This is a genomic window from Streptococcus infantis (assembly GCF_047460875.1).
Classification (GTDB): domain Bacteria; phylum Bacillota; class Bacilli; order Lactobacillales; family Streptococcaceae; genus Streptococcus; species Streptococcus infantis_AA.
Window position 1 is genome coordinate 374,326 of record NZ_JASHFI010000001.1, and the last position, 19,364, is coordinate 393,689.

A 19,364-nucleotide genomic window follows, 5' to 3' on the forward strand; every position below is an offset into this window, starting at 1 on the left:
TTAAACTAATTTATCTAAGAAACTTTCACCGATCATGGCTTTTTCAACACCAAAGTTCTCTGCAATCGTTGCTGAGATGTCAGCGAAGTGTCCAACTGGAATTAATCCATTGCCTTTAAAGGATGGACTGTATGCCAAAAGTGGAATATATTCACGAGTATGGTCAGTACCAGCATAGGTTGGGTCATTTCCGTGGTCAGCAGTAATCAAAAGAAGATCGTCTTCTCTCATTGCTGCCATAATTTCTGGCAAGCGCTCATCAAACTCATGCAAACAATCACGATAGCCGTGTGGATCACGACGGTGTCCATATAAAGCATCAAAGTCTACCAAGTTTGTGAAGGAGAACCCTTTTTCAAATTCAGGAAGTCCCATAGTCTTCAATAGTGTATCAATTCCATGACTATTTGACTTATTGTGACCCATATCGTGGTTGATACCTGCACCATTGAAGATATCGTTAATCTTACCAACTGCATATGTATCAATACCGGCTTCATTCAATTTGTCCAATACAGTTGGAGCAAATGGAGAGACAGCCAAGTCACGACGGTTAGCCGTACGAGTGAAGTTTCCAGGCTCACCAACATAAGGACGGGCAATGATACGACCAAGAAGAGCTGGACGCTCTAAAGTAATCGAACGAGCGTATTCACAGATACGGTAGAGTTCATCCAAAGGAATGATGTCTTCGTGGGCAGCAATCTGCAAAACAGGATCAGCTGAAGTATAGATAATCAACTCGCCAGTTTCCATTTGGCGTGGTCCAAAGTCATCGATGACAGCTGTTCCTGAGTATGGTTTGTTAGCTTCGCGGATGACCTTGCGACCTGAGAATTCTTCGATTTTTGTCAAGATTTCTTCTGGGAATCCATTCCAGAAAGTATCAAACGGTTCTGTAATATTAAGACCCATGATTTCCCAGTGACCTGTCATGGTATCTTTTCCAAGAGAGACTTCTTCTAACTTCGTAGCATAACCAGTTGGATTGCTCTCAGCTGGAACAGTCTTCAAGGCTTGTTCTCGAGGAATGTTCCCAAGACCAAGTTTTGCCATATTTGGAACATTCAAACCTACTGATTTTGAAATGTGTCCAAGCGTGTCTGATGCACCATCAGGAACACCAGCGTTGACAAAGTTATGAGCATCTGGTGCTGCACCAATTCCTACAGAATCTAGTACCACCAAGTGAATACGATTAAATTTTGGCATAGTGTGTCTCCTTTTTATTTTGATTATTTTGCTTTTGTTGAAGTTAAAATCTGAACGCCCTCTTGTCCAGCAACGATGACCTTATCCACCATTTGGTTAAACAAGCCATGCTCGACGACACCAACGACATGGTCCAATTCTTGTCCAAGAGCAATTGGGTCTTCAATCACTTCCAAGGCCAAATCGATGATAAAGTTTTGCATATCCGTCACAAAACGTTGGCCATCCTTTTCGCGGAAGCTCGGTTTATAGCCAGCTCGCTCAAATCGACGGAAGACCTGTTCGGCACCATATTGAACAACCTCTACTGGTAATTTAAAGGCACCGAGTTTCTCTACTAGCTTACTTTCATCAACTACCCAGATATATTCTTTAGATGGAGTTGCGACAACCTTTTCCATGAGAAGGGCCCCACCACCGCCTTTGATTCCGTTAAACTGACTGTCTACTTCATCTGCACCATCAACTGTCAGGTCTACAAAGTCCACTTGATCAATTGACTTAAGAGGAATATTGAGTCCTTCTGCCTGCTTGCTAGTCACACTAGAAGTCGTTACAGCTGTAATCTGTAAGCCCTCTTCCTTGATACGACGACCTATTTCTTCTACGAAATAGTAGGCAGTTGAGCCTGTTCCAAGCCCGACAACCATACCATCTTTGACGAACTCGGCAGCTTTAATCCCTGCCAATTTTTTCAGATTTTCCACTTATACACCTCCAAATAGAGCTACTTCTATTATATCATGAATACGCTTCAAATTCATCCTTACACTAGAAAAACCCGAACATTTTATTTCGGGTTTTGTGAATTTTATTTAACCATATCAGGATCATAGTCGTAAAATCCAGTATCCAAGAAACGATTTTTAGGATGGAGCTTGCGAACTTCTTCATCGAGCAAGAAGGCCTGGTCATGTGTAAAGTTACCTTCTTGAATCAAATTACGCGCTTGGATAAAGAGTTTTGCAATTTCTACAAAGTTTTGGCCTGGAGTGTAGAGACCTTCAAGCTTCCAATGAGTGAAACCATGTTCTACCAACTCAGTCAACTTGGTCATCAAATCAAGGTCATTGTTAGCAAAAATATGAGTTCCATGATTGTCTTCAAAAATAGAGTAATGGCTCTCTGGGTCACTTGGCTCAGCTAAGAACAAATCACGTTGACGAGATTTTTCATCATCAATCTGTGTGAAATTATAATAGTTTTGCAAGAGTGGACGCTTAGAGTGGTGGATGACACTAGCACCGTAAACCAAAACTTCAGCAGGAATTTCCAAAATTTCAGGCATTTTAAAGAGTTCAGCTGATGGGATTTCACGCGCCAAAACTGCTTCTGACGCTCCTGCTTTTTGTCCCCAGAAGTTAATCTGACGACTGCTTGTGACCATGGTTGACGCATCGTAAATCGTTTTGAAAGAATATTTATCACGGTTAACCACATAAAAGACACCTGCGTCCCCAACTGTGATATAGTCCGTTTTGATTTCTTCTAAAAAGTCCAAGAAGGGCTTGATACGGTCCATCATGTCTTGGTGCATAAGAGCATTGACCGCAACGATTAATTCCTTACCGGCATCATGAACCAGACCAGCTATGGTTCTCAGTTCATCATAAGAAAAAGTCTTTGGTAGGCGAAGACCAAAATCTTTCTCACCGACATAGATGCGGTCAACTCCCGCCTCTAGTAATTCTTTTACTTGTTCAATGCTTTCAGCAGTTGCTGTAATAATAATCTTTTCCATAAGAAAAATTATACCACATTTCTGAAAAATCAGCTATTCCCTAAAATGATAAATTTACTTATTCTTTTTGTAACCTTACTGTAATAATTTTTTTCTTGAAAAATGGTAAAATGAAAGAGTACTGTTAAGGAGAGAATCATGCCCGTAAGAAAATATCAACCGTATGAGTTTGAAGAAGAGGAAACTCAAACAGCGCTCTATCAAGACTATGTTCCAGAAACCACTTCCGTTGCTAGTTTGAAGGAAGTTCTTTTCTTTGTAAACATTGCTTGTTTTTGCGTCTTTTTAGCCTTGTTTAGCTTTATCTTTTTAGCCCTCAAGTTCAACACAGTTCTGGCTTTTAGTCTAGCAATTGCCTTGAGTTTGGTAGCTCTAAAGTTCCAACGTTCTATGATTAAGAAAAAATTTTATTAGACTCAAAAAGGTCGGGATTTTTATCCCGACCTATTTTTTATGTAACACGATAACTACATGGCTGTGACTAGAAAAGCGATACTTGGTTTACTACTTTCTAATTCACCGCCTTTTCTTATTTACTTTTACGTTTAGATGGTGTCTGAATAGCAATTTTTACTTCAAAAATAGTACCATGAGGTTTATTATCTTTGACACTGATGGTTCCTTTAAGGGCATCAACAATTTGTTTTGCCAAGGACAAACCTAACCCAAAACCACCTTTTTGGCGAGTACGAGCCTTATCAACCCTGTAAAAGCGATCAAAAATTTTCTTTTTATCTACTGCAGAAATACCGATTCCATCATCAGCCACTGACAAATAGAGATTACGCTCTGTAGCCGCGATTACAAAATGAATAACTCCTTCTTCTTCAGTATACTTGACAGCATTGTCAAACAAGATAGTCATCAGTTGCTTAAGAAGAAGCTTGTCTGTTATGATGGTCCGATGAATACGATTTTCAAAATGAAAAACGCGGTTATTTTCAGATGCAATCATCTCATAGTTGGTAAAGGTTGTGTTAAAGAAGTTTGGCTGTACTTCTCCTAGTTCAGGATTGATACCATCATCACGGCGGGCTAGATTAAGAAGATTGGTTGTTAAAAAGCGCATGTTCCGAACTTCTTCTAAACTAGAAGCAATACTCTCGCTTGATTCCAAAATGGTAGCCTCAGGCTTTCGAAAAAGAGTTTCTAGACGATTTTGAAGAACAGCCAGTGGAGTTCGTAACTCATGACTGGCATTTTCCACAAAGCTCTGTTGCTTTTGCATACTCTCAAGCAAGGGTTTTACACTAACACGCGCAAGATAAAGGCTGGCAAGGATGGATATAATCCAGAAGCTGGCCATAACGACTACGATTAATTGCTCATGGTTTTGACTGATTTGTTCCAGCTGACTGGTATTAATCAAAACAGCTGCATACTTAATATTGGTCGAGACAGATTCAATATTCATCTCAGTCAGAATCACTCGATAAATCTCATCCTGCCCATAGCTATTCTGGACATGAAGCTGTCTAATGTGATTCAAATCCTTTTTATTAAATGTAACCCTATCAAGACCTAAAAAGCGATTTCCAGCTACTAGTTGATTTAAACTAGAGTCCAATAAAATTACTTCCGTATTAGAACTGACTGTAGGTTTGTTATTTGAAGGCGGCCCTACCGATTCACTATTCAAATCTTTTACATCTTCTGTCGCACGGTTGACAGCCAACTGGATAACATCCTGAGGATTAGCACTGAGTGACAATAGCTTCTCATCAACTGAGGTATAAAGACTCGAATGCATAACCTGCAAGATAATCAAGGTCATAGCGGAGAAAATCAGAGTAAATACTCCAAAGTTACGAATAAAGTAACTAAAATCCTCCTCATACCAATTCTTTTTAATTTTTTTAAACATGTTTTAAAATATACCCAACACTACGCAAGGTTTGGAGGTTTTCAGCAAAGACTGAGCCCTTTAATTTCTTACGAACTTTTGATACATATACTTCTACCACGGAGATGGTTGTGTCACTGTCAAATCCCCACAAACGGTCAAAAATTTGTGTTTTTGGTAAGATAACATTTTGATTTTGGAGGAAATAAACCAAAAGATCAAATTCTTTACCTAATAGTTCAACAACAGTATCATTGACTTTAACCTCATTGGTAGATAGATTGACAGTCAAATCACCATAAGAAAGAGTATTTTCATTGAATTTGCCAGAACGTTTGAGAAGGGCCTGAATACGCATCTTGAGTTCTTCTAGGTAGAATGGTTTTGTTAGATAATCATCTGCCCCAAGCTCAAATCCATGACCTTTGTCATCGAGACTTTCCTTTGCTGTCATGATAAGAACTGGTGTCGAAACGCCTTTTTCACGTAATTCTTTTAAGACTTGGAAACCATTTTTTTCAGGCAACATCAAATCAAGCAGAATCAAATCATAAACGCCACTTTCAGCCTCATAGAGACCTTCTTCACCATCAAAAACCTGCATGACATCCGCAAAATCATCCAGAAAGTCAAAGACTGAATTTGAAAGGCCTAGGTCATCTTCCACTAATAGAATCTTGATCATCAAAAATTCCTCCTTATTATACCTATTATAGCAAAAATATCTTAAAAAAAACTCAACTTCCCTTGTTTTTCCAAGAGAAAGTTGAGTTTTTGTAATCTAGTTAGACTAGAATCTTTTAAGCTTTGCTATATTGAGCAACAGCTGCTTCAACTGCTGCTTTTTCACGCTTGATCAATTCAACGCGTGCTGCGATTTCCTTGATTCCCATACCGATGTTACGGCTAAGGGCAAGGTCAGAAAGTTGTGGCTCAAAGAATTCCTTGTATTCCGCCAAGCGTTGCTCTGTCTTGAATACATGGGCAGGAAGGATAACAAAGCTATCAAAGCTCATATCTCCACCAAGAGCAGCCTTAATCCAATCCCAGTTTTCACGCGCCCAAGCCCAAACTGGTTCCTGAGTTTCCTTATGACCTAAGAACTGATAATACCATGCAGACAAATCTTGTGGTTTTACCACAAATTTGTCCTTCCAAGAAGCAATCAAGGTTTGGATATTATCCGCATCTGTACTGTAGGCAAGAGCAGCTGCCAATTGGCGTTTAAAGGCAGCATCTGTGGCATGAGTATAAAGATCGAGATAAGTTGCGACCAAGTCCTTAGTCTCATGGTGTTTCATTTCATTGATGAGAACTTGGGAACGAATGGCCGCTGGAAGTCCTGAAAGATTATCCTTGTGGGCTTCGAAAATTTGGCTAGCAACTTGACTGGCTTCCTCGTCATTTGAACGAATCATCATAGAAATTGTCAATTGACGAACCAATTCATCTTCATCAGATTCACCCTCTTTAGCTTCAAAGCCAAGACGGTCATAGTTGTAACAAGCCAGTTTAGCAATAAGGGCTTTAAAGGCTTTTTCTGTCTCAGTTCCTTCATCGATAAAGCGATCAAGCGCTCCGATAACTTGTGAAACTGCTGAAACAACGAGATAAGATTCTTCTTTAGCCAATTGATCCACTACTGGAAGCAAGTCTGCGTACGAAATGTGCCCTGCTTCAGCAAGCAAACGACGTTCTTGGACGATTTGAAGTTTACTTGTGTTATCAAGTTCTACTAGGTCTGCAAGCACAGCATCAAGTAATTGACCTTGATAGTCTGTAATGTAGTGGGCTGTATTTTCAGTGTTGAGACGAAGTGCTCCTTCATTTTCAGCAAGAAGTGCTGCATAGCCAGGGATTTCGATACTTTCTGTTTCGAGAGTATCTGGCAAACCTTTCCAGTTACTGTTAAGTGGCACTACCCAAAGACGGTTCTTGTCTTCATGCTCACCGATAAAGAATTGTTTTTGTGAGATCTTCAAAACATCATTTTCAACAGTGGCAGTAAGGACTGGATAACCAGGTTGTTCCAACCAAGAATCCATAAAGGCTGCTACATCACGGCCTGATGCTTGTCCGAGGGCGTTCCAAAGGTCACGACCAATAGTGTTTCCGTATTGATGTTTTTCAAAGTAAGCGTGCAATCCTTTAGCAAAATCAGCATCTCCTAGCCAACGACGAAGCATGTGCATGAGACGGCTACCTTTGGCATAAACGATAGCTCCATCAAAGAGCGTATTGATTTCATCTGGGTGTTTGACTTCAACGTGAACAGATTGAACGCCATCCGTCGCATCGCGTTCAAGAGCAAGAGGTACTCCACCTGTTTGGAAGTCCTCAAAGATATTCCAGCTTGGTTCGATGGCATCTACACAGACGTATTCCATCATGTTAGCGAAACTTTCATTAAGCCAAAGGTCATCCCACCACTTCATAGTTACAAGGTTACCGAACCATTGGTGGGCAAGCTCATGGGCAATAACGAGGGCTACCTGTTGACGGCTAGCAAAGGTTGAATTCTCATCCACAACCAAGTAAACTTCACGATAAGTTACCAGACCCCAGTTTTCCATAGCACCAGCTGAGAAGTCAGGAAGGGCGATGTGAAGAGATTGAGGGATTGGGTACTTGACTCCGTAGTAATCTTCGTAGAATTCGATAGAACGAACAGCGATGTCTAGTGAGAAATCAAGGTTTGAAAGTGGATGTACCTTGGTTGAGTATACACCTACCAAAGTACCATTTTTAGTTTTAGCAGTTACCCCTTGCAAATCACCAGCAACGAAAGCTAGCAAGTAAGAAGACATACGTGGAGTTGTTTCAAATTTCCAGATACCTGATTCCTTGCGGTTTTCAACGTCAATTTCTGGCATGTTAGACAAGGCCAACTCACCTTCAGCTTGGTCAAAACGAAGTGCTAGGTCAAAGGTTGCTTTTGCTTCTGGCTCATCCACACACGGGAAGGCTTCACGAGCAAAGTGGCTCTCAAACTGAGTAGACAAGACTTCCTTCTTAACTCCATCAACTGTGTAGTAAGATGGGTAAATCCCTGTCATGTTGTCTGTGATTTTACCTGAAAAAGCAATGACCAAATCAACTGAACCTGCTTCTGTATGTTCGATATGAAGAGCTTCGTTCTCGTTATCAACTGTAAATGGACGAGATTGCCCTGCTACTTCAACAGAAGCAATTTCCAAGTCTTTTTGGTGAAGGGAAATACGGTCACTTTTAGCTTGACCAGTAATAGTTACTTTTCCTGAAAACGTCTTAGTCTCACGACTCAAGTCTAAAAATAAATCATAATGTTCAGGAACAAATTGTTTAATATAATGTTCAACTGCTTGCATCATTTTCTCCTATTCTAAATTTCTGAGCAAATGCTCTAGTTCAAACATACCTATTTTATCATATTTTAAGTCAGAAAAAAGCTTTGGACAGTGATTTCCAAAACTTTCTTCCTTCTAGTAGTCTACAGAGGGTAGACCTTGCGAAATTCTTCCAAAACAACCTTGCTGTCAGGTGTAAAAGTCAGACCTGCTTCACCCAAGCAGTCTGTGAAAAAGTCCTCATGAACCTGGCGCCAATAGGCTAAGGATTTGTCTCCTTCACCTTCCTTGTAGGCATGGTCGGCTGAAACCTGATGGAAAGGCTGAACGGAAACCTTTGTAATTTCGACAATGCAGACAGCCTGATTTTGACTGTCTAAAATGATATCAAAAGTTCCTTCTCGCGGAAGGGGTTCGTTATCAACTGCATAAAGATCATAGGCTGATGCAGTTGCCGTCTTTTCACCTTTTAAAACCAAGTCTGCCAAGAGATCGGCCTCTACTCCAAAAGCCCAGGCATCTATCTCATCACCGATAGAGGGATTGATTTGCTTGTAGGTATTCCACATTTCTTGCGGTGTCATGGGTTGCTCCTTTGTATTTTTCACTTTCTTCTTTTACACGTTTGAGATGATCTGGATGGTCAATCTCTAAATTAAAAATCTCCGGAATAGAACTGTAGTGGATAATGCATTTGATATCCATTTGATTCATTTTTTGTATGAAAGAAGGATTCAGATAGCCTGCTACAGCGAAATCTATCTTTTTCATCCTTGCCTTATCCTGCATCTGTCTCAGCATTTCTAACATAATGGGACTTTCCATATCATGCCATTGACTGTTTCTTACAGTCGCAAAAATAAATGAAGTCAAATCGTTCATTCCCACTACAATCTTTGAAATACCCGTTTCCAGTATCCTGTCTAAGTCAAAATACGCTGACGGTAATTCAATCATTATTCCAACTTTTCCAGTAAAACAATGCTGGCGCAATACTCTAATAGCTTGTTTTAACTGTTCAGCATCATTGACAAAAGGAAAAATAACAGACAGATTGGGATTGGTTTGATAAACTTCTGTAACGACATGTGCCTCAGCCTGAAATTCATCTGAACACGCCAATAAACGCCTAGTCCCTCTATATCCAAATAAGGGGTGGCGTTCGTCAAAATACTCTTTAGTCCCGTCTAGACTATTTGCTTCTGCATTTGTTAACTCTGAAAAGCGATACCAGACTTCTTCATCTGAGTACAAATGGCAAATAGTGTCTAAATAATCTTTTACAAATTGCTGACAACTTGGTAACAGGATGTTTTGATTGAGCTCTCTCAACAAGTATTCGCCACGAATCATACCAACATGATGAAATAGTTGTGGGTAAATTTTTTCAAGAATTTTTTCGCCACTAAGAGCCAGTTGATTTTGCATGTCCATTCACCTCGTCTTAAAAGATACAATATCAGATATCATTATATGACGCTTTCATCTAGTTCAAAAGCTTCATAAGGTTCAACTAACTCATATCCTAAAAATTCTGCTACTTTTTTGGAAGCCTCGTTATGAGCATCCCAAAGAGGAAACATATCTCTATTTAAACTCTCTAGAATCATTGCAGCACCAAGCTTTTTAGCAAAGCCATTTCCTTGTTCGTTTGGTCTAGTTGCAACTTCCACTTCAACTGCTCCACGGTAAACTAACCCTGAGGAAATCCCAGCAATCAGTTCTTTATTTTTAAGAACCACAAAGCCAAATCCACCTTTTAAAGAAAAATCCTGATAGGACTCAAAATCTCCCTTTAAATCTTGTGACCATTCTTCCTCAAAAAAGCAGTTATAAATATGATTATCAATAGGCACAATATTGTAACCTTCCTCTAAATGACTAACTAGATCATTTAGAAATTCAACTTGAAAATTTGCCTTATCCTTAAAAGAATAGCGAGTAAAAGAAATTAGCTCCACTTTCTGATGCAGAAAATCTTGCCAATTGGTATTTTCTGAAATAATAATCTTATAATCTAAACCATATTTCCTAACAAAATCTTCCCAAAATCTGGAATTCAACTCCCCTGCTAGGTATAGAAAATTCCCAATATCATAAAAACTTGTTGTCCCATCACTGTTTCGGTATACAGTTCCAATTTGAGATTTAAGACCATAGAGAACCATATTTTTCTTCCATGTTTTAAATAGTTCCATTATCCCCCATCTTTACCTTCCAATTTCTATATCTTGTCAGTTCTAATTCAGGAAATCCTTGTAACTCTGCCTTAGCCTTTAATACTAAGGGTGAGGCATTTTCTTCGGTCATCTGCTCAAGAGGAAGCCAAATGGCATTTGCTGAATCGTTACTTCCATCAAGAACTTCATGAGGAAGGGATTTTTGAGAGCCTTCTAAATCAAGTACTATATCATAAAAGACCATGATATGATGTACTGCGAAGTCTTGCCCCTCTTCTTGAACCAGCACGTCATAAACCCTAGGATTTGAGTAACTGTTAAGTGTATATCCTGTCTCTTCCAGAACTTCTCTCTTGAGGGTTTCTGTCAAACCCTCACCGATTTCCTGACTACCACCAGGTAAATCAAAACGATGCTGATAAGGCCCTCTCGTTTTCTCAATGCAAAGCAATTTACCATTCTCATAGCAAACGCCATAGACACCAAAGTGTTTTTTGATTTCCATATTCCACTCTTTCTAATAATCCAAGTTTGAAAACTTACATCATCCCTTATATGGAAAGAGGCTAAAGATTTCATGATCCTTGATATACTTCTTTAGTATCTCCATATTCTCTTCGATTTTTGCTTGGATATCTGTCTCTTCACAAGTTGACTCATCAATAAAAAGGTGAATCTTCAATAAATCTGTCAAGTATAGCAAACGGCGTTCCATTTCCGATTCAGGACTTGAAGCTTGCTCGATTTTTGCAAGCTTTTGCTCCAAGCTATCACCATTCAAAAATCTCTGATGAACTCTCCTTCTTATTTTTTGAGTTGATTCCTCCCCTTGTTCTAATGGAGATAAAAGGAGTTTTTTATAGACGAGTACTTGATTTTCTTTTTCTCTTTCCAGATAGGCCAATAAAACTAGAGAGCTATCAACAACGGTCCAAGTGTTATAATTCCCTTCAAATGAAACTTTTATGATCCTATCTAATAATACCTTAGCCATTTCCTCTTGGCCATCCAGATAAAGTAAATAGGCCAGATGATTCAGTGATTCGAGATAGCTAGCTTGGGTTTTCTTATTCTTTTTTAATATTTTATCTAAATAGGGATGTAGGTCTGGATGATTTTCCACTAGCTCAACTACTTCTGATAGCTTCATCTGAAATCCTTTCTATTCTTTTTTAAAATAATTTAAAGAGATTTTAGTCAATTAATCCAACTCTGCTCGACTAAACAAGTCTTTCATAGCTTCGATATCATCGCAAAACTCTTTAAAGCCAAGAGCAAATCTAGACAAGGCGTCTACCTTGGAAGAATAGGCACAAAACATACTTCCTTCAGGATCAAAGTCTATTGCATCGCTTAATTCAGGCATTTTTTCCTCCAAAAATACCAAAGCTAGCGATGCCCAATCGTAGCCATTTCCTTCAAATCCCTCCTCTTCTCGAGTATCAAACACTTCCTGTCTGTATTCTCCATCAGGGTAATAAATGAGCGAGCCTCGAACATTTTTAGGATCCTCATCATATACAAGCAGGCTAAAAGGGGCAATTTTTTCATTTATGTTTTCGTAATCTATCATTTCTTAACTCCTTATTGTATTTGTTAATTATCAATGAACTTCATAAATCTAGTATGCTTACTAGCTTTCAAAGGGCATAAAACTATCATGCTGATGGTAATATTTCAAAGCCTCAACAAAGTCTTTATGACTTGCATCTGGCTTTTCCTCAAGTGCAACCGTGAGAACATCAAGCAACTGCTCTCCATAGTAGACTAGCTGGAGATTTTGCTCCACTACATCAGCAGGGTAAATATCACGGTCTTCCACGACATCCGGATAATCTGATACCCAATAGAGCCTATCTAGTGCTAGCTCTCCATCCTCCTTGCCATAGAGGCAAAAATCATCTGAAGAAGACTCGTCCGCGCGCACCTGCTCGATCATCTGCTCAAGTGAAAGTTCTTGGTGTTTCCGCATCTCTTCTCCTTTTTAGTCTTACTCTTCAACAAAAGAATTCAAAAAATCCACAAAAGATGGCCATTGACCATACAACTCAGCTTTTTCTTCTAAAACATAGAAGTAAACCTTGCCATAATCCTCTGCCCTTAAAGAAAGAGCATAATTGCCAGATCCAGGATCATAGGCAAAATGGAGAAGATCTGCGCCCTTAAATCCCTCAGGCACAGCCTCATCGTCAAACCAGGTAAGAGACTTTCTCATCTCCTCAAGTGAATTAAAGGAATTGAAAGGAAAGAGATGACGGTCATCGTGACCCCCCCTTACTTGGGGCTGACCACCATTGTACTTGAAATAAAAATCCTTCATGGCTTCCGGTAATTTCTTCCCAAGAATCTCCTCAAATTGTAAAAAATCTTCTTTTGAAATCGGTGAATCTGCATCTAGCACTCTAAACATGATTTCTCCCTCCCAGTTTTACAACTCTTCCTCTAAACTCTTATCAATAAAGTCATAGACGTTTGCAGCAATTTTTTGCATTTCTAAGGATCCTAAAGCACCCAAGTCATTTTCATAAATGCAATCATCTGCATTTTTCTTAATAAAGTAGGCCAAATCTCCTTCCTGTCCAATCATAAAGTAATCTGGCTCTACTTCCTCAATCTGATAAGTTTCATTACGCTCCTCTAGATCCTCCTTGGCATACAAACAGATACCTGTATCTCCAATTTCATAGGAGTCAATCTCTTTCCAGTCCGTTAAAAACTGATAGTAGAGATTGGGCAAGACAAATCCAAACTCATCTCTTTTCATAGCTTACCTCCACATATTCACAGAATAGCAACTATGCTACTTCAAAGACCATCCACCGTCAATAGTGAGAATTTGCCCCTGCATGGCGCTTGCTTTTCCACCTGCTAAAAAGAGGCTGATTTCTGCCACTTCTTCTGGCTCAATCCAGCGTTTGATAGGTGTTTCACTAGCAACCCAGTCCGCCAAACCACCTGGTTCAAAGTCAGCTGCGGTCATACCAGTCTTAACTGCACCAGGAGCAATGCCAAAAACCTGAATCCCAGCCTCAGCATAGTCTAGAGCCAACTGCTTGGTAAATCCAGCCAAGGCGTGTTTAGACGAGGTATAGGCGTGCCCACCACCGCCTGCTAGACTTGAGGCAATGGAACACATATTGATGATGATTCCTCGCTTATTTTCCAACATGTTCATCAAATAATAGCGCGTCAGCTCTACTGGTGTCACATAGTTGATTTCAAAAATCTCTTGTATTTCTTGGGATGTTTGTTCTAGTAAAGGTTTGTAGTCATCCAAAACTCCAGCTGTATTGCAGAGAACATCCACCTGAGGACACCAATCAAAAATCGGCGTTAAATCCAAGGTCAAGTCCCGCTGCAAGAAGTGAAACTCACCCTGTAAATCAGGATTTTCACCCTGATCCACTCCAAAAACCTGATAACCTTTTTCTAAAAAGAGTCGAGCTTGAGCCAGACCAATCCCTGAGCTAACACCTGTAATCAGTACACGTTTAGTCATGGACTTCCACCCAATCCGTCGCTAAGACATCACAAGGAGTTGGACTCCACATAGAAAAACCTTCCCCTTCACCAGATACGTTGATGAGGAAATAGGGTGTCACTTCAAGGGCGACGCCATTTTGCTCGATGGTATCAAAAAGCTGCACATAATTTTCAGCTCCCCCCCAGCCAGTACGCACGTATTTCTTCTTAGCCTTTAGTCCAGGTAAAATCTCTTCAAATGTCATGTTTTTCTCCTTTGTTATCTATAAATCTTAATTTCATTATAACAAAAAACCGTTTTCCAACGGCTTTTTGACAATTATTTTTCATGATTTATTAAGCTTTAGTAGATTACCACTGCAAACCGGCTTCTCTAATTTCCTTTTTAGAGGCAAACTTCCCATTTGGTCGGTGCCATCGTCCATTTCTATCTCTAAAGTAGCCACCTGAATTACTGCTGTGTGATTCTTCCTCTGGTGCTTGTGCTTCAGTTTCCTGCTGTGTCTGTTCTTCTTTAGCCTTCTCTTCAGCTTCTTTTCTCGCTCTTTCTTCTGCTTCCTTTTCTTCAGCCTCTTTCTTGGCTTTTTCCTCGGCTACCTTTTGCTCAGCGGCGCGTTCCTCAGCTGATTTGACTGTGTTCTTTGCAGTACCGTCAGCATAATTTATCTCTGCATTTGCTGAAACATTCTCTAAAGTCACATGGGTCACGGAATACTTATCAAGTTTTTCCTTACTACTTCCTAATTTTATCTCAAGCAAATTCCCATTTTGATCAATTCCTACATACTGGAGTACAATTTGTCTTGGAATCAACTCATCATCCTTATAGACTGCTGCTACCTTATAGTCAAGATAATAATTGGGATGATTTGCAAGCCATGAATCGAGTCCATTTTCATAATAGAGCATGCTACTTTGATTTTTATCATCCGTTCCTGTAAAGGCGCCAGTATTTAACCATGCTGTCATAGGAACTAGATTACGCCCTTCGTCATTTAGTCCACTAAATTGATAGCCAACCAAATGTCCGCGATTCATCAGCCAGGCTTCCTTTGTGCCATCACCATAATAAAATTTATAGTTATGCCATCCAACTGGATCAAATTCTAGTTTTTCTTCCCGTTTATCTTTGGGTTCATCACTATCTTTCAACTGAATATGAGCATAAGTTGCTCGCGATTTGGAATCAAGTTCCCCGATTTCTAGCTGCTTTTCGTTCTTAAAAGTAAGTAGACCAGCTTCCTTGTATAGCTTTGTATTATCCTGCTTGCTCTGTTCAGTCAGTACAGGTTCAGCTACTTTCGCCTCCTCTTTATGTTTCGAGCAACCAACAGATGTCAGCAATGAGAGTAAAACAACAGAAGTCAAAACTATTTTTTTCATTCTAAATACTCCTATTTTATTAAAATATTTATTATGTTGTTATTTTATAAAATTTTACCATTTATATTTTGCATTTTCAAACAATTATATAAATTTTTCAACAAAATAAAAGAGCGAAATATGACCTCGCTCTTGATAAAAGTTAATGAAAAAGTAGAATACATTTTATAATATTTTATAAATTTAATTCTTTTAATTACTTTATTTCTATAAGTTTTTGATATATTTTTTTAGTTAATTCTTGTTGTTGACTTGCTGTTAGTTTTGAAGAAGTACGAATCAAAACTGTACCATACACATAATGTGAACCAGGTTGAAGAGCGGTTCCATCGTATGTACTAATATAATTATTACGTTTTTCTGCTTCCTCTTTAGTTTTATATACCTCTATATTTCCTCCAGCATCATTTCCTTTTTGAACAATATCTGAACCTTCTACTGGAGGAGTTACTTGATTATCTACAAAATAAACCGATGCTGTATAACCACCCTGTTTATTTAAGTGCTTATTAGGATCATTACTTTCTGTCACAGATTGTACTCCAGTAATTGTATCAACTTCTTTAAGTCTTTCCTCAATAAATGTACTTGATGGATTCGTAATTTGTTTTAATTGAATGATACTATTTTTGTATTTTTTTAATTTATCCTTTAATTCATTTTGATTTTCGTCATAACTTAACGGTTGATTCATTTCATCAATCTGATTTTCAATATCTTTTGTTTTTTTCTCTATTTCAGGTACTTTTCTTATTGTTTTTTGAGTTTCTTCAACAGAATTCTTTAAGTCATCTAAAGTATTTGGTTCTAATGCTTCTTCTCCTTTTTCAACCACCGTTTCAGCCTCAGATAATAAGTCTTCAATATCTTTATTTTTTTCTTTTAGAGATGTAGAAGCCTTCTCAAAGTTACTGACAGCAGTTTTATAAGGTACATAAGATAAAAAATAATAACCCAAACTAACACCTAGTACTGCAAGTATCATAATAGATATGATTGCTATAATTTTTTTCATATTTACTTCCCCTAAAAAATTTTTTATTTTATTATACTATCATTGGTTTGTATTTTCAAACAATTATATAAATTTTTAAATAAATATAAAAAGAGCGAGGTATCACCTCACTCTTGATAAAATATTTCTTTAGTTTTTATGGCAAATCATTCCCTGCTGCTAGGTAAATCTCATACCACTCTTTTCGAGTTAGGTTGACATTACTTGCTTGGCTTGCTTCTATCAAATGTTTAGGGTTAGTTGTCCCTACTACTGCCTGCATCTTAGCTGGATAACGTAACACCCAAGCGATAGCAATAGCTGATGGGCTCACACCGTATTTTAAGGCTAGGCGATTTAGGACTTGGTTTAGTTGTTGGAACTTCTCATTGCCAACAAAATTACCCTTGAAGTAGCCAAACTGTAAGACTGACCAAGCCTGAAGGACTATGTCGTTTAATTTACAGTATTCAAAGACGCTACCATCACGCACAGCTGCCTTTTCACCTTCCATATTGACATGGAAACCTGATTCAAATCCTGGCGTGAAAGCTGCGCTTAGTTGTAATTGATTGATAGATAAAGGTTGTTTGACCTCTTTCTTCAGTAATTCCATCATCATAGGATTTTGATTGGACACACCGAAGTCTCGAACTTTACCTGATTTATGTAGAATTTCAAAGGCTTGAGCCACTTGATCAGCTTCCATCAAAGCATCTGGACGATGGAGAAGCAAGCTATCTAGATAATCAACCTGCAATCTTTTTAGAATCCCGTCTACTGATTCTAAAATATAATCTTTTGAAAAATCAAAATAGGTAAATTCTTCTATGCGAATGCCACACTTAGACTGGATCCACATCTTTTCTCGCAGGTCAGGACGATTGTTTAACACTTGACCCAGTAATTCTTCGCAACGACCTCCACCATAGATATCTGCCAAGTCAAAGGCATTGATTCCTACAGATAGGGCTGTTTCAACCAACTCCTCAACTTCTTTAACCGACTTGTCACTGATTCGCATCATGCCGAGCACAATTTCTGACAGTTCTTTTTTCTCTTGACCAAATGGAATGTATTTCATGGCTTTTTCCTCCGTTTTTCTTCATTATAAAGCAGAATGCCTCTTTTATCAACTATCGTCATACAAAAGAAAAGAACCAGCTCAAACTGGTCCTTTTTAAATTTTAGCCAATCACACTTCCGTTTGGTACAGCAGGATCAACTGTGAGAAGGGTTAATTTGCCATCATGTTCAGCTGAGAGAATCATCCCTTGGCTGACATATTTTTTCATCATCTTACGTGGTTTAAGGTTGGCAACGATTTGTACCTTCTTGCCAACTAATTCTTGTTCGTTTGGATAGTACTTAGCAATTCCTGAGAGAATTTGACGATCTTCACCATCACCAGCATCTAGGCGGAATTGAAGCAACTTATCAGAACCTTCTACTTTAGAAACTTCTTTGACTTCAGCAACACGGATTTCGACCTTGTCAAAGTCTTCAAACTTGATTTCTTCCTTGTTTAGTTTGAGTTCAACTTCATCTGGATTCCATTCTTTTTCGACGGCTGGTTTGTTGCCTTCCATTTGTTCCTTGATATAGGCGATTTCTTCTTCCATATCGAGACGTGGGAAGATAGGTGTTCCTTTAGCAACTACAGTGACACCAGTAGGGAAATCAGCCAAGCTCAAGTTTTCAAGGCTAGAAACTTCTGCTAGACCAAGTTGTGTCAAAACTGCACGACTAGTTTCCATCATAAATGGCTCAATCAGGTGCGCTACGACGCGAAGGCTGGCTGCCAAGTGGCTCATCACACTTGCCAATTGGTCACGAAGAGCTTCATCCTTAGCCAAGACCCAAGGAGCTGTCTCATCGATGTATTTGTTGGTACGTGAAATAAGAGTCCAGACTGCTTCAAGGGCACGTGGGTAGTCAACTGCTTCCATATAGGTGTGGTAGTCAGCGATTGATTGTTCTGCAAGGTCAGCAAGTGCATTGTCAAACTCTGTCACACCTTCTACATAGGCAGGGATTTGCCCATCAAAGTACTTGTTAATCATAGAAACCGTACGGTTGAGGAGGTTTCCGAGGTCATTTGCCAATTCATAGTTGATACGTCCTACATAGTCCTCTGGAGTGAAGGTTCCGTCTGAACCAACTGGAAGGCTACGCATGAGGTAGTAACGAAGTGGATCGAGACCAAAACGCTCTATCAACATTTCAGGATAGACAACGTTCCCTTTAGACTTAGACATCTTGCCGTCTTTCATGACAAACCAGCCATGCCCAATCAAACGTTCTGGCAATTTGATATCCATCATCATGAGAAGGATTGGCCAGTAGATTGAGTGGAAACGAAGAATGTCTTTTCCGACCATGTGGAAGACTGTTCCATTCCAGAACTTGTCAAAGTTAGCGTGTTCTTCTTGATCGTAGCCAAGAGCTGTCACATAATTTAGAAGGGCATCAAACCAAACGTAAACAACGTGTTTTGGATTCGATGGAACTGGCACACCCCATGTAAAGGTTGTACGTGATACTGCCAAGTCTTCCAAACCTGGCTCAATGAAGTTACGTAGCATTTCATTAAGGCGACCATCTGGAGTGATGAAGTCAGGGTGCGATTTGAAAAATTCAACCAAACGGTCTTGGTATTTGCTGAGGCGAAGGAAGTAAGACTCTTCAGATACCCATTCCACTTCGTGGCCTGATGGAGCGATACCGCCCGTCACATTTCCAGCTTCGTCACGGAAAACTTCCGCAAGTTGACTTTCTGTAAAGAATTCCTCATCTGAAACTGAATACCAACCAGAGTATTCACCTAGGTAGATGTCATCTTGAGCAAGCAAGCGTTCAAAAACTTGAGCCACTACTTTTTCATGGTAGTCATCAGTTGTACGGATAAATTTATCGTATGAGATATCCAATAATTTCCAGAGTTCTTTGACGCCAACTGCCATCCCATCAACATAGGCTTGTGGTGTAATGCCAGCTTCTTCAGCTTTCTGCTGGATTTTTTGACCATGCTCATCCAGACCTGTCAAATAAAAGACATCGTAGCCCATCAGGCGTTTGTAACGTGCTAAGACATCACATGCGATAGTTGTGTAGGCAGAACCGATATGAAGTTTACCAGATGGATAGTAAATCGGTGTTGTAATATAAAAATTCTTTTCAGACATAATATTTCCTTTCCAGG

At 39.2% G+C, this 19,364-nt stretch carries 22 protein-coding genes; 1 reads left to right on the top strand and 21 read right to left on the bottom strand.

Features of this window, described 5'->3' with window-relative positions:
* The 3 genes from QM887_RS01860 to QM887_RS01870 all read right to left on the bottom strand — a co-directional run bounded on the left by QM887_RS01860 (position 1) and on the right by QM887_RS01870 (position 2,953).
* On the bottom strand, positions 1 to 1,212 hold the full coding sequence (locus tag QM887_RS01860; RefSeq protein ID WP_006148727.1) for a phosphopentomutase: 1,212 nt from the start codon (positions 1,210 to 1,212) through the stop codon (positions 1 to 3).
* A 23-nt stretch (positions 1,213 to 1,235) separates the two neighbouring features.
* Positions 1,236 to 1,919, bottom strand: coding sequence for a ribose-5-phosphate isomerase RpiA (rpiA, locus tag QM887_RS01865; RefSeq protein ID WP_414270236.1), 684 nt, complete (start codon positions 1,917 to 1,919; stop codon positions 1,236 to 1,238).
* Positions 1,920 to 2,023: 104 nt separating this feature from the next.
* The gene (locus QM887_RS01870; RefSeq protein ID WP_414270237.1) at positions 2,024 to 2,953 is read right to left on the bottom strand and encodes a peptidase U32 family protein; all 930 of its coding nucleotides are present in this window, start codon (positions 2,951 to 2,953) and stop codon (positions 2,024 to 2,026) included.
* A 138-nt stretch (positions 2,954 to 3,091) separates the two neighbouring features.
* Here QM887_RS01870 and QM887_RS01875 point away from each other — a divergent pair, with 138 nt between their 5' ends.
* On the top strand, positions 3,092 to 3,367 hold the full coding sequence (locus QM887_RS01875; protein WP_414270238.1) for a DUF3270 family protein: 276 nt from the start codon (positions 3,092 to 3,094) through the stop codon (positions 3,365 to 3,367).
* Between the two features lie 115 nt (positions 3,368 to 3,482).
* Here the strand turns inward: QM887_RS01875 and QM887_RS01880 are convergent, their stop codons facing one another.
* The 18 genes from QM887_RS01880 to metG form a co-directional block, all read right to left on the bottom strand.
* Complete coding sequence (locus QM887_RS01880; protein ID WP_414270239.1) at positions 3,483 to 4,817, bottom strand: sensor histidine kinase; 1,335 nt, start codon at positions 4,815 to 4,817, stop codon at positions 3,483 to 3,485.
* Complete coding sequence (locus QM887_RS01885) at positions 4,810 to 5,481, bottom strand: response regulator transcription factor (RefSeq protein ID WP_075229131.1); 672 nt, start codon at positions 5,479 to 5,481, stop codon at positions 4,810 to 4,812. Before QM887_RS01885 ends, QM887_RS01880 begins: the two co-directional genes overlap by 8 nt.
* Before the next feature lie 115 nt (positions 5,482 to 5,596).
* Complete coding sequence (locus QM887_RS01890) at positions 5,597 to 8,143, bottom strand: M1 family metallopeptidase (RefSeq protein WP_414270240.1); 2,547 nt, start codon at positions 8,141 to 8,143, stop codon at positions 5,597 to 5,599.
* A gap of 122 nt (positions 8,144 to 8,265) precedes the next feature.
* The gene (locus QM887_RS01895; protein WP_414270241.1) at positions 8,266 to 8,706 is read right to left on the bottom strand and encodes an ASCH domain-containing protein; all 441 of its coding nucleotides are present in this window, start codon (positions 8,704 to 8,706) and stop codon (positions 8,266 to 8,268) included.
* Entirely contained in the window at positions 8,651 to 9,550 is a 900-nt protein-coding gene (locus tag QM887_RS01900; RefSeq protein ID WP_414270242.1) for a putative PEP-binding protein, read from the bottom strand. Before QM887_RS01900 ends, QM887_RS01895 begins: the two co-directional genes overlap by 56 nt.
* A 41-nt stretch (positions 9,551 to 9,591) precedes the next feature.
* Positions 9,592 to 10,320: a GNAT family N-acetyltransferase gene (locus QM887_RS01905; protein WP_414270243.1), complete on the bottom strand. Its 729-nt coding sequence runs from the start codon at positions 10,318 to 10,320 to the stop codon at positions 9,592 to 9,594.
* Positions 10,307 to 10,807: an NUDIX hydrolase gene (locus QM887_RS01910; RefSeq protein WP_414270244.1), complete on the bottom strand. Its 501-nt coding sequence runs from the start codon at positions 10,805 to 10,807 to the stop codon at positions 10,307 to 10,309. The genes QM887_RS01905 and QM887_RS01910 overlap by 14 nt, the downstream gene beginning before the upstream one ends.
* Before the next feature lie 39 nt (positions 10,808 to 10,846).
* Positions 10,847 to 11,452, bottom strand: coding sequence for a DUF6707 family protein (locus tag QM887_RS01915; RefSeq protein WP_414270245.1), 606 nt, complete (start codon positions 11,450 to 11,452; stop codon positions 10,847 to 10,849).
* A 51-nt stretch (positions 11,453 to 11,503) separates the two neighbouring features.
* Complete coding sequence (locus QM887_RS01920) at positions 11,504 to 11,875, bottom strand: Imm51 family immunity protein (protein WP_414270246.1); 372 nt, start codon at positions 11,873 to 11,875, stop codon at positions 11,504 to 11,506.
* A gap of 60 nt (positions 11,876 to 11,935) precedes the next feature.
* Positions 11,936 to 12,274, bottom strand: a complete 339-nt coding sequence (locus tag QM887_RS01925; RefSeq protein WP_414270247.1) for a hypothetical protein — start codon at positions 12,272 to 12,274, stop codon at positions 11,936 to 11,938.
* Between the two features lie 18 nt (positions 12,275 to 12,292).
* On the bottom strand, positions 12,293 to 12,712 hold the full coding sequence (locus tag QM887_RS01930; protein ID WP_414270248.1) for an SMI1/KNR4 family protein: 420 nt from the start codon (positions 12,710 to 12,712) through the stop codon (positions 12,293 to 12,295).
* Positions 12,713 to 12,730: 18 nt separating this feature from the next.
* Complete coding sequence (locus QM887_RS01935) at positions 12,731 to 13,066, bottom strand: hypothetical protein (protein WP_414270249.1); 336 nt, start codon at positions 13,064 to 13,066, stop codon at positions 12,731 to 12,733.
* A 36-nt stretch (positions 13,067 to 13,102) separates the two neighbouring features.
* Positions 13,103 to 13,801: a 3-oxoacyl-ACP reductase gene (locus QM887_RS01940; protein WP_414270250.1), complete on the bottom strand. Its 699-nt coding sequence runs from the start codon at positions 13,799 to 13,801 to the stop codon at positions 13,103 to 13,105.
* Entirely contained in the window at positions 13,794 to 14,030 is a 237-nt protein-coding gene (locus tag QM887_RS01945) for a DUF2829 domain-containing protein (protein WP_000141913.1), read from the bottom strand. The genes QM887_RS01940 and QM887_RS01945 overlap by 8 nt, the downstream gene beginning before the upstream one ends.
* A gap of 106 nt (positions 14,031 to 14,136) precedes the next feature.
* On the bottom strand, positions 14,137 to 15,168 hold the full coding sequence (locus QM887_RS01950) for a DNA/RNA non-specific endonuclease (protein WP_414270251.1): 1,032 nt from the start codon (positions 15,166 to 15,168) through the stop codon (positions 14,137 to 14,139).
* Between the two features lie 196 nt (positions 15,169 to 15,364).
* Complete coding sequence (locus QM887_RS01955; protein WP_414270252.1) at positions 15,365 to 16,183, bottom strand: EbhA; 819 nt, start codon at positions 16,181 to 16,183, stop codon at positions 15,365 to 15,367.
* 136 nt (positions 16,184 to 16,319) lie between these two features.
* A complete protein-coding gene (locus QM887_RS01960) occupies positions 16,320 to 17,246 on the bottom strand; it encodes an aldo/keto reductase (protein ID WP_414270253.1) in 927 nt (308 codons plus the stop codon).
* A gap of 103 nt (positions 17,247 to 17,349) precedes the next feature.
* The gene (gene metG / locus QM887_RS01965) at positions 17,350 to 19,347 is read right to left on the bottom strand and encodes a methionine--tRNA ligase (RefSeq protein ID WP_414270254.1); all 1,998 of its coding nucleotides are present in this window, start codon (positions 19,345 to 19,347) and stop codon (positions 17,350 to 17,352) included.
* Positions 19,348 to 19,364: the final 17 nt, after the last annotated feature.

Coding starts and splice junctions, on each gene's coding strand:
- QM887_RS01860 (WP_006148727.1), bottom strand. CDS start 1,212: ATGCCAAAATTTAATCGTATTCACTTGGTGGTACTAGATTCTGTAGGA.
- QM887_RS01870 (WP_414270237.1), bottom strand. CDS start 2,953: ATGGAAAAGATTATTATTACAGCAACTGCTGAAAGCATTGAACAAGTA.
- QM887_RS01875 (WP_414270238.1), top strand. CDS start 3,092: ATGCCCGTAAGAAAATATCAACCGTATGAGTTTGAAGAAGAGGAAACT.
- QM887_RS01880 (WP_414270239.1), bottom strand. CDS start 4,817: ATGTTTAAAAAAATTAAAAAGAATTGGTATGAGGAGGATTTTAGTTAC.
- QM887_RS01885 (WP_075229131.1), bottom strand. CDS start 5,481: ATGATCAAGATTCTATTAGTGGAAGATGACCTAGGCCTTTCAAATTCA.
- QM887_RS01890 (WP_414270240.1), bottom strand. CDS start 8,143: ATGCAAGCAGTTGAACATTATATTAAACAATTTGTTCCTGAACATTAT.
- QM887_RS01895 (WP_414270241.1), bottom strand. CDS start 8,706: ATGACACCGCAAGAAATGTGGAATACCTACAAGCAAATCAATCCCTCT.
- QM887_RS01900 (WP_414270242.1), bottom strand. CDS start 9,550: ATGCAAAATCAACTGGCTCTTAGTGGCGAAAAAATTCTTGAAAAAATT.
- QM887_RS01905 (WP_414270243.1), bottom strand. CDS start 10,320: ATGGAACTATTTAAAACATGGAAGAAAAATATGGTTCTCTATGGTCTT.
- QM887_RS01910 (WP_414270244.1), bottom strand. CDS start 10,807: ATGGAAATCAAAAAACACTTTGGTGTCTATGGCGTTTGCTATGAGAAT.
- QM887_RS01915 (WP_414270245.1), bottom strand. CDS start 11,452: ATGAAGCTATCAGAAGTAGTTGAGCTAGTGGAAAATCATCCAGACCTA.
- QM887_RS01920 (WP_414270246.1), bottom strand. CDS start 11,875: ATGATAGATTACGAAAACATAAATGAAAAAATTGCCCCTTTTAGCCTG.
- QM887_RS01925 (WP_414270247.1), bottom strand. CDS start 12,274: ATGCGGAAACACCAAGAACTTTCACTTGAGCAGATGATCGAGCAGGTG.
- QM887_RS01930 (WP_414270248.1), bottom strand. CDS start 12,712: ATGTTTAGAGTGCTAGATGCAGATTCACCGATTTCAAAAGAAGATTTT.
- QM887_RS01935 (WP_414270249.1), bottom strand. CDS start 13,066: ATGAAAAGAGATGAGTTTGGATTTGTCTTGCCCAATCTCTACTATCAG.
- QM887_RS01940 (WP_414270250.1), bottom strand. CDS start 13,801: ATGACTAAACGTGTACTGATTACAGGTGTTAGCTCAGGGATTGGTCTG.
- QM887_RS01945 (WP_000141913.1), bottom strand. CDS start 14,030: ATGACATTTGAAGAGATTTTACCTGGACTAAAGGCTAAGAAGAAATAC.
- QM887_RS01950 (WP_414270251.1), bottom strand. CDS start 15,168: ATGAAAAAAATAGTTTTGACTTCTGTTGTTTTACTCTCATTGCTGACA.
- QM887_RS01955 (WP_414270252.1), bottom strand. CDS start 16,183: ATGAAAAAAATTATAGCAATCATATCTATTATGATACTTGCAGTACTA.
- QM887_RS01960 (WP_414270253.1), bottom strand. CDS start 17,246: ATGAAATACATTCCATTTGGTCAAGAGAAAAAAGAACTGTCAGAAATT.
- metG (WP_414270254.1), bottom strand. CDS start 19,347: ATGTCTGAAAAGAATTTTTATATTACAACACCGATTTACTATCCATCT.